The 14,988-nt window shown below is 52.4% G+C and carries 13 protein-coding genes; 8 read left to right on the top strand and 5 right to left on the bottom strand.

The genetic code is table 11. The features are described 5' to 3' along the window. The first annotated feature begins 158 nt into the window (after positions 1–158). Together AYK82_RS01320 and thpR are read left to right on the top strand one after the other, a co-directional pair. A complete protein-coding gene (locus AYK82_RS01320) occupies positions 159–794 on the top strand; it encodes an arylesterase (protein WP_068310545.1) in 636 nt (211 codons plus the stop codon). Positions 795–946: 152 nt separating this feature from the next. Then, positions 947–1,483, top strand: a complete 537-nt coding sequence (gene thpR / locus AYK82_RS01315; protein WP_068310543.1) for an RNA 2',3'-cyclic phosphodiesterase — start codon at positions 947–949, stop codon at positions 1,481–1,483. Positions 1,484–1,546: 63 nt separating this feature from the next. On the opposite strand, the gene AYK82_RS01310 is transcribed toward thpR, so the two are convergent. Beyond that, a complete protein-coding gene (locus AYK82_RS01310; RefSeq protein WP_068310542.1) occupies positions 1,547–1,867 on the bottom strand; it encodes a hypothetical protein in 321 nt (106 codons plus the stop codon). A gap of 245 nt (positions 1,868–2,112) precedes the next feature. Beyond that, positions 2,113–3,795, bottom strand: coding sequence for an acyl-CoA dehydrogenase family protein (locus tag AYK82_RS01305; protein WP_068310540.1), 1,683 nt, complete (start codon positions 3,793–3,795; stop codon positions 2,113–2,115). Between the two features lie 203 nt (positions 3,796–3,998). On the opposite strand from AYK82_RS01305, the gene AYK82_RS01300 reads away from it, so the two are divergent. Next, positions 3,999–4,865: a YihY/virulence factor BrkB family protein gene (locus AYK82_RS01300; RefSeq protein WP_068310538.1), complete on the top strand. Its 867-nt coding sequence runs from the start codon at positions 3,999–4,001 to the stop codon at positions 4,863–4,865. On the opposite strand, the gene AYK82_RS01295 is transcribed toward AYK82_RS01300, so the two are convergent. Further along, positions 4,862–5,743: a DMT family transporter gene (locus AYK82_RS01295; RefSeq protein WP_208976348.1), complete on the bottom strand. Its 882-nt coding sequence runs from the start codon at positions 5,741–5,743 to the stop codon at positions 4,862–4,864. The two genes, AYK82_RS01300 and AYK82_RS01295, sit on opposite strands and share 4 nt — an antisense overlap. A gap of 153 nt (positions 5,744–5,896) precedes the next feature. Between AYK82_RS01295 and AYK82_RS01290 the strand changes: the two genes are divergently transcribed. Then, on the top strand, positions 5,897–7,105 hold the full coding sequence (locus AYK82_RS01290; protein ID WP_068310536.1) for an NAD(P)/FAD-dependent oxidoreductase: 1,209 nt from the start codon (positions 5,897–5,899) through the stop codon (positions 7,103–7,105). Between the two features lie 14 nt (positions 7,106–7,119). Here the strand turns inward: AYK82_RS01290 and AYK82_RS01285 are convergent, their stop codons facing one another. After that, entirely contained in the window at positions 7,120–7,902 is a 783-nt protein-coding gene (locus tag AYK82_RS01285) for an alpha/beta fold hydrolase (RefSeq protein ID WP_208976347.1), read from the bottom strand. A 281-nt stretch (positions 7,903–8,183) separates the two neighbouring features. Here AYK82_RS01285 and AYK82_RS01280 point away from each other — a divergent pair, with 281 nt between their 5' ends. Next, entirely contained in the window at positions 8,184–8,807 is a 624-nt protein-coding gene (locus AYK82_RS01280) for a L,D-transpeptidase (RefSeq protein ID WP_082733667.1), read from the top strand. A gap of 136 nt (positions 8,808–8,943) precedes the next feature. On the opposite strand, the gene secA is transcribed toward AYK82_RS01280, so the two are convergent. Then, on the bottom strand, positions 8,944–11,733 hold the full coding sequence (gene secA, locus AYK82_RS01275; protein WP_068310534.1) for a preprotein translocase subunit SecA: 2,790 nt from the start codon (positions 11,731–11,733) through the stop codon (positions 8,944–8,946). 259 nt (positions 11,734–11,992) lie between these two features. Here secA and AYK82_RS01270 point away from each other — a divergent pair, with 259 nt between their 5' ends. From AYK82_RS01270 to AYK82_RS01260, 3 genes are all read left to right on the top strand, one after another. Further along, positions 11,993–12,847, top strand: a complete 855-nt coding sequence (locus AYK82_RS01270; protein WP_068310532.1) for a peptidylprolyl isomerase — start codon at positions 11,993–11,995, stop codon at positions 12,845–12,847. Positions 12,848–12,957: 110 nt separating this feature from the next. Continuing rightward, positions 12,958–14,190 carry a bifunctional glutamate N-acetyltransferase/amino-acid acetyltransferase ArgJ gene (gene argJ / locus AYK82_RS01265; protein WP_068310530.1) on the top strand — a complete coding sequence of 411 codons (1,233 nt, stop codon included), beginning with the start codon at positions 12,958–12,960 and terminating at the stop codon, positions 14,188–14,190. After that, entirely contained in the window at positions 14,171–14,986 is an 816-nt protein-coding gene (locus AYK82_RS01260; protein WP_068310528.1) for a GNAT family N-acetyltransferase, read from the top strand. The genes argJ and AYK82_RS01260 overlap by 20 nt, the downstream gene beginning before the upstream one ends. Positions 14,987–14,988 lie beyond the last annotated feature (2 nt).

Genomic DNA, 14,988 nt, shown 5'->3' with positions numbered 1-14,988 from the left:
TTTTTCAATAGGTTTGTTGGAGTATTGTTTTACTTAAGCTTGTTACTGCTAGCATATGGGAAAACGACTCCTATATTTCCAGAGCAAGGCATAATTTCATTTTGGATGGGTATTGCGCCTGGATGGTTACACGCAAGATTGGGCGAAGGGATATAGATATGTGGCAGGGAAATATAGGTGCTTTGATTGTGGCTGCGGGGCTTATGATGGCAAGCGCTCTTCCCGCGGTTGCGGAACCTGTTCGGATTGTTGCCTTTGGTGATAGCCTCACTGCTGGGTATCAATTGCCTGCCGAGGATGCTTTTCCTGTTCAGCTGGAAAAGGCGTTACATGTGAAAGGGCTTGAGGTTACGATCATCAATGCCGGTGTGTCCGGTGATACAACGGCAGCTGGATTGGCGCGGCTTGATTGGTCTGTCGCTGATGGCACGGATGGCGTGATTCTGGCGCTGGGAGCCAATGATGCGCTGCGAGGGCTTGATCCACGCGCAGCCAAGGTAAACCTTGAGAAAATGATCAATGCGCTGCGGGGGCGCGGTATCAAGGTATTTCTCGTTGGCATGATGGCGCCGCGCAATATGGGCGCTGAGTACGTTGATGCCTTTGACAGCATGTATAGTGACTTGGCAAAGACCTACGATTTACCGCTCTATCCCTTCTTTCTTGAAGGCGTTGCGACGGATGCCAAGCTTAATCTTGGGGATGGGATGCACCCCACCGGAGAGGGTGTGGCTGTGATCGTGGAGCGGATGTTGCCGCAGATTGAAGCGTTTTCCCGCTCATTATCACAATAAAGTTATTCGGGTGCTGCTGGATTGCGCCGTTTACCCGCCGATAACGACCTTCGCAGCTTTGCTCCCTCTAAGCTTAAGGAGAAAAATAATGGCTTGTGCACTCCTTAAAAACATGAACACACTTACTTGTATCTGCGATTGCGGAGGGAGCCATGCCTAGACTTTTCACCGGCCTTGAAATCCCCTCATCTATAGCATTGCAGCTTTCTCTGCTTCAGGGGGGATTGCGCGGTGCCAGATGGATTGATCCAGAGAGCTATCATATTACCCTCAGATTTATTGGAGATATTGAAGATCGATTGGCTGATGAGGTCAGTTTTGAGCTTGGCCGGGTGCAACGCCAACAAATATCGGTTGAGCTCGATGGCTTGGGCTCGTTTGGAAATGGAAAGCCGCATGCTGTTTGGGCGCGCGTGAAGCCAACGAGTGCCCTTGCCGAAATGCAGGGCGAGCAAGAGCGTATTTTGCAGAGGCTGGGGCTACCTGCTGAAAAACGCAAATACACGCCACATGTAACCTTGGCCCGGCTACGCAATACCGATAGCACGAGTGTGGCCAAGTGGCTTGAACTACATGGCGGCTTTCGTATTGCCCCCTTTGTTGCCGCGCGTTTTGTTCTGTTTTCCGCACGTAGTAGTGTTGGTGGCGGTCCCTATCTCGTTGAGGAAGCATTTCCGTTAGCTGCGTGAGATATTTTCTAGGTGGTGATGGAGCACGTGTTTGGGTTCAGTGATGGAACTTTGTCATACCGTTTAGATTTCATAGTTTTTTGCGGCATGGGTTTTAACTGGGTAAGGGATTAAGCCGGGGTTGATTGACCGGTTGAGTTCAATGGGTAGCAGCGCGCCAGACTTTGCCGGAAAAGGCAGTAATTTACCGTGCGCTTCAATGGGAGTTAGGCTCATCCGTTTCGTTGCTTTGGGCTGCATGCTCTCAAGGCCACTGGTTTTTACAGCGTATGGTTTGAGATTGCCTTCAGGAACGACCCAAGCAAGAAGTTCGTAACTTGACGCCGCGCCAGGCGAAAGGGCTAGCCATATGCTTGTCATTCCTGCCAAGAGCGCGATACGCATCTTTCCCCCATTTAATTAAAATTTTAACTAAGTTTTAACAAATGAAACAGCGATTACGTTGTGTGCGCAAGTAAAAAAAGGCTCAGCACAAAAGTACTGAGCCTTTTTTATCCGGCAAATATAATTGTATGAATAAAACACTTAAAATAGGCAAATAAAAACAATCACAAGTATTGTGCGAATTGCAATTAACTAAACTAGTTAAAATGCTAATAAATATGTGGCTGATGACGGAGCCACGAATCTCAAGTGGATTCGAGTAGTCGTTTGCCGATGATCTGCGCTTGAATCTCTGCGGCACCTTCAAAAATAGATAGAACACGCGCATCGCACAAAATACGTGAGATTGGGTATTCTAGGGCAAAACCGTTGCCGCCATGGATTTGCAGTGCACAATCAGCAGCAGCCCAAGCAGCGCGGGCTGCCAATAGCTTAGCCATGCCAGCTTCCACGTCGCAACGGATGTCTTGATCCTTTTGTTGTGCTGCATGATAGGTGAGGAGGCGGGTTGTCAGCAACTCGGCGGCTATCAAAACCAGTTTGTTTGCGACGCGAGGGAAGGCTGCTAACGGCTTGCCGAATTGCTTGCGCTCTTGGGCATACCGCATCCCCTGCTCCAAGGCAGACTGAGTTACCCCGACAGCTCGAGCCGCCGTTTGAATGCGCGCTGATTCAAAGGTTGTCATCAGCTGCTTAAAGCCCTGACCCTCCGCTGCTCCCAGCAAGTTTTTTGCGTCAACAGAAAAGCGATCGAAACCGATTTCATATTCTTTCATGCCGCGATAACCAAGAACTTCTATTTCCGAGCCATCGATTCCTTCTGCTGGAAAAGGATTGCTGTCCGTACCGCGAGGCTTTTCAGCGAGAAACATCGAGAGCCCACGATAGCCTTTTTCCTGCGGGTTGGTGCGGGCGAGAAGGGTCATCACATCTGCGCGGACAGGGTGGGTGATCCACGTCTTAGCTCCAGATATGTGGTAGGTGCTGCCGTCTCGCTCGGCTCGCGTCTTCAGGGATGCGAGGTCTGAGCCGGTGTTTGGCTCGGTAAAAACTGCGCAGGGCAATGTTTTCCCGCTTGCGATCTTGGGCAACCACGTTGCGCGTTGCTCAGGTGTTCCACCCGCTAGAATAAGCTCTGCAGCTATTTCTGAACGAGTACCCAAAGACCCTACTCCAAGATAACCGCGGGACAACTCTTCCGAGACAACGCACATGGCCAATTTACCAAGGCCTAGGCCGCCGTATTCTTCGGGGATTGTCAGGCCAAAAACGCCGAGATTGGCCATCTTGTTGATGGTTTCCTCAGGGATATACGCGTTTTGGAGGTGCCATTCGTGCGCATATGGGACAACTTCGGCTTCGCAAAAGCGCTGCATCTCGTCCCGGAACTGGATGAGTGTCTCATCTAGGGCGTCCTCCCCCAGAATGATGGGGCTGCCCAGTTTTTCCAGCCGTGTTGCAGCCTCAGCTCTAACTGCTTCGGTTTGGCCAAGCGCAATCAAAGCATCTACTGGCTTTGTTTCGTATTCGGAGATCTGCTCTGGCGTGAGCCCTAGATCGGTAAGGCGCGCGTACTCGAGTTGGCTCATGGGGATACCGCTGAATACCTGAGCTAGGTATTCAGCAAGTGCAATATGGATCAGCCGATCCTCAAGCAGATAATCTGATGCAGCGTTGGCTAATCTATCTGCATGTGCACACAGCTGAGTGATAGAAGTGATGTAGCTTTCCAGCCAAGCTAGCGAATGGAGAGCGTGTTGGTGTTTCTCCAGTAGTTCCGGCTGCGGGCGACTATCTTCTTCTATAAGCTTAGAGCTCAGCAGCTCTCGGCATGTGGCACTGAGCGCGCGGAGCATGCTAAGCACTTCCTCGCGTTCTGCCTTGTATTCTATTGCAAAAATCTGCTTTGTTGTACTTGGCGGTGTCATCGGAAGATCCTATTCTATTGTGCGGTGCAAAATAGTCTTCCTAATGTGCGCGGCAACCGTGCTGCGCCGCAACCTGTCTTTTGGGTGGGTCTTTTGCGTCATTATGGTCAATGAGTCTTGAATTGCCACGGTGGAAAGCGCCAGATGATTGCTGTAGAGACGTTATTGTACCAGCTTAGCGTGTGATGGAATGTGGAGAGACTATGCAGCAGCTCGTAACCTATTGCTATCGTGTGCTAGCGGATGCCTTGGGGCATTTTGGGCAGGATGAAGGTTATGCCGTGGCAAGCCATGTCGCACTTTCCACATTGATGGCTTTGTTCCCGTTTTTGATTTTTGTAACCTCGCTTTTCGGCTTTATGGGATTTGGCAGTATGGCTGTTGATGCCAGCTCGCTCATTTTTGATGCATGGCCAGAGCAAGTTGCACGGCCTGTGGCACAAGAGATCAACGCCGTATTGACCCAACCGCGCGGAGACCTGCTAACATTTGGTGTGATTGTGACCCTGTGGTTTTCTTCCAACGGAGTGGAAGCGATGCGGGTGGCACTGAACCGTGCCTATCGGTTGCGCGAGGTACGGCCTTGGTATTTGTGTCGGCTGCAATCACTGGCGACAGTGTTGCTCGGCTCGCTGGCGCTTGTGGTATTCACTGTATTGATTGTGTTTGGACCGCTGATTTGGGAGGGCTTGGTCCGCTGGTTTAGCGTGCTTGACCAGTTTGGTTATCACGCGAACATCTTGCGCTATGGGGTAACCTCTGCCCTGCTTGTATTGGCACTTCTGGGGGCGCATATGTTTCTACCGGCGGGGCAGCGCAGATTTTTGGATGTGTTGCCCGGTGTGGTGTTGACCTTGCTCTTATGGCTGGCAGGTGGGGCAATATTTGGCGCGTATCTAGCTCGATTTGCCAATTATGTGTCGATTTATGCCGGGCTTGCCGGGGTGATGACGGCACTTGTGTTTATGTACTTGTGTGCGGCGGCGTTTATTCTTGGCGGGGAGCTCAATGCTGCCTTGCTGCGGCTGCGGCGGATCGAGACCCGCCGCGAAAACAGAGCGGGCAGCTAGCTGTTCGCCGGTTTTGCCAGCGGTGGGCGCGCAAGGCGCAAGGCAGCAGCAATGATGAACATGCCGCCGATTTGTAGCGGGCTCAGGCTTTCCTCAAACAAGAAGTAGCTTTCAATGGTTGCAGCTATTGGTACGAGGTAGAAGAGGCTGGCGGTGGAGGCGACATTACCGGCGCGAATGAGCATCATCAGTAGCAGTATGGCACCGATGGATAGGACGAACACCAGCCAGAACAGGGCAAAGACAAATTCCCCAGTGAATGTGACAGAGAACTCTTGTGTGAGGGTCAATGGTAACAGCAGCAACGTTGCCCCGACATATTGGTAAAAGGTGGCTGCGAGCAACGGAGTTCCTGTTGGCATGCGTTTTTGCCAAACAGTGCCAAAGCTGATGCCTAGCATAGCAGCGCAGGCGGCAAGCAGTGGCAGTAGTGAAAATGCATCGCCCAGTTGCCACTTTGGTGCAAGAACGCAAGCAAGCCCAAGTATACCCAATGACAGGCCAATCCATTGTTTCTTTGAAATAGCCTCACCCAAGAATGCGCCTGCAATCAGAGCTGTGACCAACGGCTGCAAGCCAGTTACCATGGCAGTAATGCCAGCTGGCAGACCTTCATCAATAGCCCAAAAAACCCCTGCAAGATACACGCCGTGGACTAGCAGTCCGGTGATCAACGCATGAGTAATTTGTTGTTTTGATAGTGTCAGCGATTGTTTTGCACCCCAGACGATGAGGGCCAGCAGTGGCAGGACACAAGCAAAGCGAAGCAAGAGGAACACAAAAGGCTCGGCATAAGGCGCGCCAAGCTTCGCGCCGATAAAACCTGTAGACCAGAGAAAAACAAAGATAGCAGGGGCAAAGCGGCTGAGAATGGTCAATTCGGAATTCCAGATAATGAGAATCATTTTAAACAGGTGGGACTTCTTTATCCGCCACAAATACCGGCCATGCAAGTGATGCAATACGCATAGGCTTGCGACAATGGCATAAACGGCATAGGGATTTGCCAAGGGACAGTTTGGAGAGTTGCGATGGTCGGGAAAGAGGAAAGTGCTGGTGTGGTTGTTGTCGGCGCAGGGCAAGCTGCTGCGCAGGTGGTACAGAGCTTGCGGCAAGGGGGCTTTGAGGGCGCGTTGACGCTGATCGGTGAAGAAGCCATCGTGCCCTATCAACGCCCGCCTTTATCTAAGCGTTTCTTAAAAGGCGAGATGGAAGCACAAGCACTGCTGCTCAAGCCGGTGGAGCTTTACGAAAAGCTGAACTGTAAACTGTTGCTGGGGCGGAAGGTTTGCCAGATTGATCGGCAGGCCAAGCAGGTGGTTTTGCAATCCGGAGAGCGGCTGGATTACGCGCAACTTATCTTTGCCACAGGCACACGTGCTCGGGCGTTGCCTGCTCACGGTGCAGATTTAGATGGTGTGGTTTCGCTACGCAGCCTTGAAGATGTTGAACACATGCGGTCTCGTTTTGTTGCCGGACAGAGGCTTCTAGTGATTGGTGGTGGTTACATCGGCCTAGAAGTAGCGGCGGTTGCACGGCAATTGGGGTTAAGGGTCAGCGTTGTTGAGGCGCAGGAGCGTTTGCTACAGCGGGTTGTGTCGCCACAGGTCTCGGAGTTTTTCGAGGAGGTACACCGTGCGCAGGGCGTCGAGTTGCTGACAGGGGCAAAATTGAGCGCATTGCGTGGGAATGATGGCAAAGTAGTTGCAGCGCAGTTGGCGGATGGGCGCGAAATCGCTTGTGATTTCGTATTAAGTGCTGTTGGCGCTGTACCCAATGATGAATTGGCTCAGGATGCTGGTTTGCAGTGCGATGATGGTGTGCTCGTGGATGGGCATGGGCAGAGCAGCGATCCGTCGATTTACGCGATTGGTGATTGCGCGCGGTTCCACTCGCAGTTGTTTGGTTGCTCGTTGCGGCTGGAGAGTGTGCAAAATGCGATTGATCAGGCCAAGGCAGCAGCAGCGGCTGTGCTTGGCGCGGAAGTTGATTATGATCCGGTGCCGTGGTTCTGGTCGGATCAGTATGATTTGAAGCTGCAAATCGCCGGATTAAGTCAGGGCTTTGACAGCGCGCACTTGGTCGGTGATCCGCAGGCAAAAAACTTTTATGTGGCCTATGAAAAAGACGGCCAATTGATTTGCGTTGATAGTGTTAACCACCCACGTTCACACATGTTGGCGCGACGGGGAATTGGCAAGCCGCTTGGCGAAGCAGGCCTGCCAAATCTTGAGCTGTGAAAGATAAAGATGGGTTAGCGCGTGTTTTCCAAAACCAGTCGCTTCACCTCACGCGGGATTTCCATATGGACCATATGCCCGACGCGATCAAACACATGACAGGCAATGGGGCCGGGGAGTTTATGGCACTGGCGAGTGGGTACAACGCGATCCTGCGTGCCCCATATCACCTTCATGGGTATGGGGAGTTTGCCCAAATCTGCGCGGGGCAAAACACCTTGCCGGTCACCATCTGTGATTTGGTCGCAGATATGCATCAGTATTTCGCTTGCGCCATCGCGGGCGCGGTTGGCGGCGACGTGTTCAGCTAGGTTTTTTGGGAGATCATATCCAAAGCCGACAAACTGTTCCAAAAGGGAGGCTTGTTCCTCCGCAGAGGTGGCGGTTGCGTAGCGGCGTAACAATTTTGTGTTAATTTCTGGCCCAAAACCTCCGGGCGCTAGCAGAGTGAGGCTTTTGAAGCGTTCTGGTGAGCGTAATGCGAGCAGAGAAGCGACGGCGCCCCCCATGGAGTGCCCAATTAGATGCACATTTTGCAGGCCAAGCTCATCTAGCGCGGCTGTTACCGCCTTAGCCGATTTGCCTGCGCTGCCGGATTGGGGGTGATTGAGCGCAGCTCCATGGCCTGGAAGATCAAAGGCTATGGTATGGCGGTGGTGCTCAAGACCAATTTGCAAATTGCTCCAAGTCGCCTTGTCGCCGCCAAAGCCGTGTAAAAACACAAGCGGTGCTGACTTTCCCTTTCCCATTTCTGTAAAGGGTAGGCTGATGGTTTGTGCGGTTTGCAGTTGCGCCAATTTTTACTCCGTATGCTTTGTGGATATGCCTTTGGGAAAGCATGGAGAAGTTTTCACGGATTTTCAATTAGCTTGCGGGCTGATTTTTTTCATTGGGGTAAGCAAGCGCGCATCCTACACAAAAATGGAATTGTTTAAAATCTCTAAAAAGTTTTAAGTTGATTTTGGTTGATGTTTCGACCATTAACTTATCTCAAGGAATTCATCCTCACAATTTCTCTAGGTATATCTATATAGCTGCCTTAGTAAAATCTTAGACAGCTAACTGTCAGGGGTTGCATATGCGTTTTGGCGTGGGATTAGGTCTCGCTGCTGCGGCTACTTTTACTTGTTGCATTGCCACAATGGTCGTTTCTACACAAGCGGTTGCTGGGCAATACTACAATCATGAGGAAGGGCGCTGGGTAACATATAAGGATTCGCCAGCTACAGCGGCACGAAAAGCGCGTAAAAAATATAAGCGCAAGGTTGTTCGCTTTTATTCTGAAGAGGCTCCGGGCACGATTGTAGTCGATACCCAGAACCGCTTTCTCTACCATCTCCAAGAGGGTGGAAAGGCTATGCGCTACGGCATTGGGGTTGGCCGTGAAGGATTTGAGTGGAGTGGTAGTCAGAAGGTGACACGTAAGGCAAAATGGCCACGTTGGACACCACCACCTGAAATGCGGGTTCGTGAACGTGAAGAAAATGGGCGCGAACTACCTGCCTATATGGAGGGTGGCCCAGATAACCCGCTCGGGGCAAGAGCGCTTTACCTTGGTTCAACTATTTATCGAATTCATGGAACTAATGAAGACTGGAGCATAGGGCATGCTCTATCATCCGGTTGTATTCGTATGTTTAATGAGGATGTCGAGTATCTATACGATCAGGTTAAGATCGGTACAAAGGTTGTTGTGCAGTAGCTTTTGCTCTTCGGGTATGAATGGAGGGCTGGCCGTTGGTCGGCCCTTTTTTGTTGGGTGTCATGGTACCATATGTGGAAGAGGCAAATAAAAAAGGGAAGGTTCTAACCTCCCCTTTTTTGCGTTTTAGAGTGTCTTAGACAAGTGCGCCGTGGCAGTGCTTGTACTTTTTCCCCGATCCGCAGGGGCAAGGCTCATTTCGGCCGACTTTGCCCCATGTTTCCGGATCTTCCGGATTGCGTCCTGCCGGGGCGCTTGCCGCGCGGGCCGCAGCCAACTGCTGGTCAGCAAGGGCTACCTCATCTTCGCCCGTTTGCGGATTGGCATGGTGCTCGCTCATTTGTGGCATATCGGCATTTGTTGGAACCTGCGGCTGTTGCACGAGTTCAACGCGAAGCAGCTGGCTGGTTGTTGCCATGCGAAGATTTGAGAGCATCGCCTCAAAGAGAGTGAATGCCTCGGTCTTGTACTCTTGCAACGGGTCGCGCTGACCATAGCCGCGCAGACCTACGACCGAGCGCAGGTGATCCAGATTTGCCAAATGTTCACGCCACAAGTGATCAAGCGTCTGCAACAAAACAGCTTTCTCGATCTGGCGAATAACATCAGAGCCGTAATTGGCAACTTTTGAAGCCATGGCCTCAGCTGCCGCTTTCTGGATACGCTCGTTGATTTCCTCGTTGGCGATGCCTTCTTCGTTGGCCCAGTCAACCACCGGCAAATCAAGGCCGAGCTTGACAAGTACCTCTTGCTTCAGGCCTTCGGTGTCCCACTGTTCTGCATATGCGCGTTCGGGGATATGGGCGGCTACGAGATCTTCAATCACCTCGACACGCATATCTTCCACTGCTTCTTGCACCGCTTCGCCATCCATCATCTCAAGGCGTTGATCGAACACCACCTTCCGCTGGTCGTTCATGACATCGTCGAACTTCAGCAGGTTTTTACGGATATCGAAGTTGCGGGCTTCTACTTTTTGCTGCGCCTTTTCCAACGCCTTGTTGATCCAAGGGTGGACGATGGATTCACCATCCTTCAGACCCAACTTTTGCAACATGGAATCCATGCGGTCGGATCCGAAGATTCGCATCAGGTCATCTTGCAAGGACAGGTAAAACTTTGAACAGCCCGGATCACCTTGGCGGCCTGAGCGACCACGCAGCTGGTTGTCAATGCGGCGGCTTTCGTGGCGCTCGGTGGCGACAACGTACAGGCCGCCAGCTTCGAGCGCCTTCTGTTTGAGCTCTTCGATCTGTGCCTTGATTTTGTCTTCAGCGGCGGTGCGCTCTGCACCTTCAGGCATATCTTTCAATTCGGAAGCGATGCGCATGTCCACATTGCCGCCGAGCTGGATGTCGGTGCCACGGCCGGCCATGTTGGTGGCGATCGTGATTGCGCCGGGAACACCAGCCTGGCCAATAATGTGGGCTTCTTGCTCGTGATAGCGCGCGTTCAGAACGGCAAAGAGCTTTTTCTTGTTGCCACCATCTTTGTAAAGCGGAGCGAAGGCGTTGGGGTCTGACAGATCAACCTGTTTGTAGCCCTGTTTGCTCAGCTGTTCGGCCAGAAGCTCGGACTTTTCGATGGAGGTGGTGCCGACGAGCACCGGCTGGCCACGGGTGGCGCAATCATCGATCAAGGTGCTGATAGCCGCGTATTTTTCGGCGACGGTGCGATAGACTTCGTCGTCTTCGTCAACGCGCTGGACAGGAAGGTTCGTCGGGATATCGACCACTTCCAAGGAATAAATGTCCATGAACTCGTCGGCCTCGGTCATTGCTGTACCGGTCATGCCTGCGAGTTTGTCGTACATGCGGAAGTAGTTCTGGAAAGTGATCGAGGCGAGAGTTTGGTTTTCCGGTTGGATAGCGACCTGCTCTTTGGCTTCTAGAGCTTGGTGCAGGCCTTCGGAGAAACGGCGACCCGGCATCATGCGGCCGGTGAACTCGTCGATAATCACAACTTCGCCATTGCGAACGATATAGTCTTTATCGCGCTGGAAGAGCGTATGTGCTTTCAGGCCTTGTTGCAGGTGGTGCACTACCGCGACGTTCTCAACATCGTAAAGGCTGTCGCCTTTCAGGAGGCCAGCCTCTGCAAGCAGCTTCTCAAGCTTTTCGTTACCTTCTTCGGTAAAGGTCGCGGAGCGGGCTTTTTCGTCAAGCTCGAAATCGGCGGCTTCCAGCTTTGGAATAAAGCCATCAATTGTGTTGTAAAATTCAGTACGGTCTTCCAGCGGGCCCGAGATGATAAGCGGCGTGCGGGCCTCATCGATCAGGATGGAATCAACTTCATCGACAATCGCGAAGTGATGCGGGCGCTGCACCATGGTCTCGCGCTCGTACTTCATATTATCGCGCAGGTAATCGAAGCCGAATTCGTTATTGGTGCCGTAGGTTACATCTGCTTCATAGGCAGCCTTGCGCTCTTCATCTGCAATACCATGCACGATGAGGCCGGTGGTGAGGCCAAGGAAACGATAGATTTGCCCCATCCACTCAACGTCACGGCTGGCCAGATAGTCGTTCACGGTAATAACGTGTACACCTTTGCCGGTCAGGGCATTGAGATAAACAGGAGCTGTTGCAACGAGGGTTTTACCTTCACCGGTGCGCATTTCGGTGATTTGGCCATCATGCAAAACCATGCCACCAATGAGCTGCACATCGTAATGGCGGAGGCCAAGAACGCGCCGAGAGGCTTCGCGGACAACGGCAAATGCCGGTATCAACAAGGAATCGAGACTGGCGCCATCGGCGAGCTGCTTGCGGAAGTCGTCCGTTTTGGCTTTGAGTTCGTCATCGCTGAGTGCCTGCATTTCCGGCTCAAGAGCGTTGATTTTCTCAACTTTTTGCCGAAGTGCCTTTACTTTGCGATCGTTCGCAGAACCAAAAATCTTACGAGCGAGTGAGCCGAGCCCCACCATGTGGCGGTCCTTCCTTTTTCGAGCCTGCCGTAACCAGCGGAGCAGGCGCCCTAGAAATCGTCAAATTTCTGCTCTATTCAACCTCGGGAGCCGCTGCAGCCCGATTTGCGCCGAAATTCACCATACCCCGCAAAAAAGTGCCGGGGCGTTGAAGAGATAAGAGTGGGTTAGGAAGATGTCAACGGCAACTCGCTTAGCTTGGCCCACAATGTTGTTTTTCCGGACCCTTGCTGTCCAATAAACTGGAGAACTTTGAATAATGCTAGGTAATTTGTATCGCACCCTTGCCGGTAGTACCGCAGTTGCTGTTTTGGCGCTTGGTATTGCGCTTTCTCCTGCTGGTGCAGATGAACTGGATGATGTCGTGGCAAAAGTTGGTGATGAGGTGGTTACCGAAGCTGATCTTGCCTTTACCGCACGCGATTATTCGCAGCAGTTGCAGCGTGTCCCGCCAACCGAGTGGCGCAAGGTGCTGATTGATGTGATGGTGGAGATGGATCTTCTTGCCGAAGCGGCCAAGAAAGAAGGCATGCAGGACGATGAAAACTTCAAGCGTATGATGAAGTTTGAATCCAATCGTGCTCTGCGCAATGTCTACTACCAAAAGTATGTGGACAGCAAAGTCAGTGAAGCTGATGTGAAAGCAGCTTATGACGAGAAGTATAAAGACTTTGTCGGCCCTGAAGAGATCTCTGCTCGTCACATTTTGCTGGAAAGTGAAGCGGATGCCAAAGCGGTCATTGCCGAGCTGGACAAGGGTGTTGATTTTGCCGAGTTGGCAAAAGAGAAGTCTACCGGCCCTTCTGGCCCGAATGGCGGCGAGCTGGGTTACTTCGGCAAAGGACAAATGGTCCCAGAATTTGAAACGGCAGCGTTTGCCCTAGATAAAGGCGCTTACACCAAAGAGCCGGTGAAGACTCAGTTCGGTTATCATGTGATCAAGAAAGAAGATCAGCGACAAGCGCCAGCGCCAACTTTTGAGCAAGTGCAACAGCGTTTGCGCCAAGACTTGGTTGTAGCGAAGTATGAAGAGGTTATGGAGAAGCTGAAGGCGGATACCAAGGTGGAAATCTTGAAGCCTGAAATGCCTAGCCAAGAGAAAAAAGAACAGTAAAACGTATGATTGCCACCAGTTTTTTGTGGTAGCGCGCGTATTTTCTTGATTGGATAACCCCGGTTGGCTTACCCCTACCGGGGTTGTTTTGTATTTGGAGTGAGTTTCTTATGTCTGCTGTCGTTTCGCCATTGGCCCCAAAAGACTATCCGCAGATGCGCGAGGTTGCGGGTGTTCGCCTTGCCACTGCCGCTGCGGGGATTAAATATGCCGGGCGAACCGATGTGCTCTTAGCGCTGCTGGACGAGGGCAGCCAGATAGCCGGTGTTTTTACTAAATCAAAGTGCGCTTCTGCGCCTGTTGATTGGTGCAAACAACAGTTGCCGCATGGCAAAGTGCAAGCGGTGTTGGTGAACTCGGGAAACGCCAATGCGTTCACCGGAAAAAGGGGGCTGGAAGCGGTTGAGCAAACTGCACAGATTGTCTCTGGTGCGGCCTCTATCCCATTGAACGAAATTTATCTTGCTTCGACCGGCGTTATTGGTGAACCGCTTGATGCCAACAAATACACCGGTGTTATTGATGGATTGGTGAATGCCGCTACTCCTGCTCCCTGGCGTGCTGCAGCCGAAGCTATAATGACCACCGATACCTACCCTAAAATGCGCAGTGTTGTCGTGCCGTTTGGAGGGCGAGAGGTTGTTCTGAATGGAATAACCAAAGGTGCGGGGATGATTGCGCCGGATATGGCGACGATGCTGGGCTTCCTATTTACCGATGCGCCAATTGCCGCGCCTGTGTTGCAGCAGCTGCTCAGCGAGACTGTTGGTGGTTCTTTCAACGCGATAACTGTTGATAGCGATACTTCAACTTCGGACACTGTCCTGCTTGCAGCCACCGGTAAAGCCGGAGGTGAGTGGATTGTTGATGCGAATGCGCCCGAACTTGCCGAGTTCAAACACGCACTTGCGAAGATGATGCAAGAGTTGGCCCATTTGATTGTGCGGGATGGCGAGGGCGCGACAAAGTTTGTTGAAGTGCGTGTAGAGGGCGCGGCGGATGATGCTTCTGCCAAGAAGGTCGCGCTATCTATCGGTAATTCACCGCTGGTCAAAACAGCGGTAGCTGGAGAAGATGCAAACTGGGGCCGTGTGGTTATGGCCGTTGGTAAAGCTGGAGAACCGGCGGATCGAGACCGGATTGCGATTTGGTTTGGCGATGTGCGGGTTGCGTTCGAAGGCGAGCGTGATCCGGCGTATAGTGAGGAAGCAGCTTCCGCTGTGATGCGCGAAGATGAAATCCTGCTGCGCGTGGACCTTGGCATTGGTAGCGGTTGCGCCTCTGTTTGGACTTGTGATTTGACGAAAGAATACGTGGCTATCAATGGTGATTACCGGAGTTAACTGTAGTGGCGGCAGCGAGCCGCTGTGCTCGTTGTCCCGCGTGCTCAGGCTGGAGCAGGCGAACCTGACAGCTTTTCCTTCGGCGCGCATGCAGTTTGATCGCAGCTGGATCACGCGATTGACACCGGGTAATCCCTCGCGGCGCCTGAACTCCTTGAATGTTTACGAGCGTCAGGACAAAGAAGACGCAGAGCAGCGTTTGATGCAGGTGCGTGCAAGGTTTGTGCGGGCGGGAGTGCCGTTATGTGTGCGCTGGACGCCGTTGATGCCGAAGGAGGTTGAAGCGCTGGCAGAGGAGCTGTGCCCAAAGCGAGTTGACGAGACGATTGTTCTTGAGCGGGATATCTGGGCCGTTGGTGAACCGGATTTGCCTGACGGATATCGTGTCGAGCAGCTTGCGCTACCTGCATGGATCAAAGCTTTTGCCCATGTTGGCGGAACAAGAGCTGACGTGGTGAGGCCGGAGGCGCTGCATAGCTTGGAAGCAGCGTTAGGCGCTGTTGCTGGCGAGCTGCTTTGTCTTGCCGTTGTTAATGGGCAAGGGGCGATACAGGCGGTGCTGGTCGGCATTGTTGATGATGACTGTTTAGGGCTTTTTGACGTAGCAACGCATCCTGATGCCCGGCGTAAAGGGTTGGCCAGAGCGCTCGTAGTGGATGTTCAACGCCGCGGAGCCGAGCTGGGTGCACGCTCGGCTTGGCTGCAAGTGGTGGCGAGTAATGCCCCTGCTTGGGAGCTTTACACTGCGCTTGGCTATAAAGAGGCCTACCGCTACCACTACATGCAGCCTGAGTAATG

The organism is Polycladidibacter hongkongensis (genome assembly GCF_001561995.1).
Classification (GTDB): Bacteria; Pseudomonadota; Alphaproteobacteria; order Rhizobiales; family Stappiaceae; genus Pseudovibrio; species Pseudovibrio hongkongensis.
This window is presented reverse-complemented; position numbering and strand designations above follow the sequence as displayed.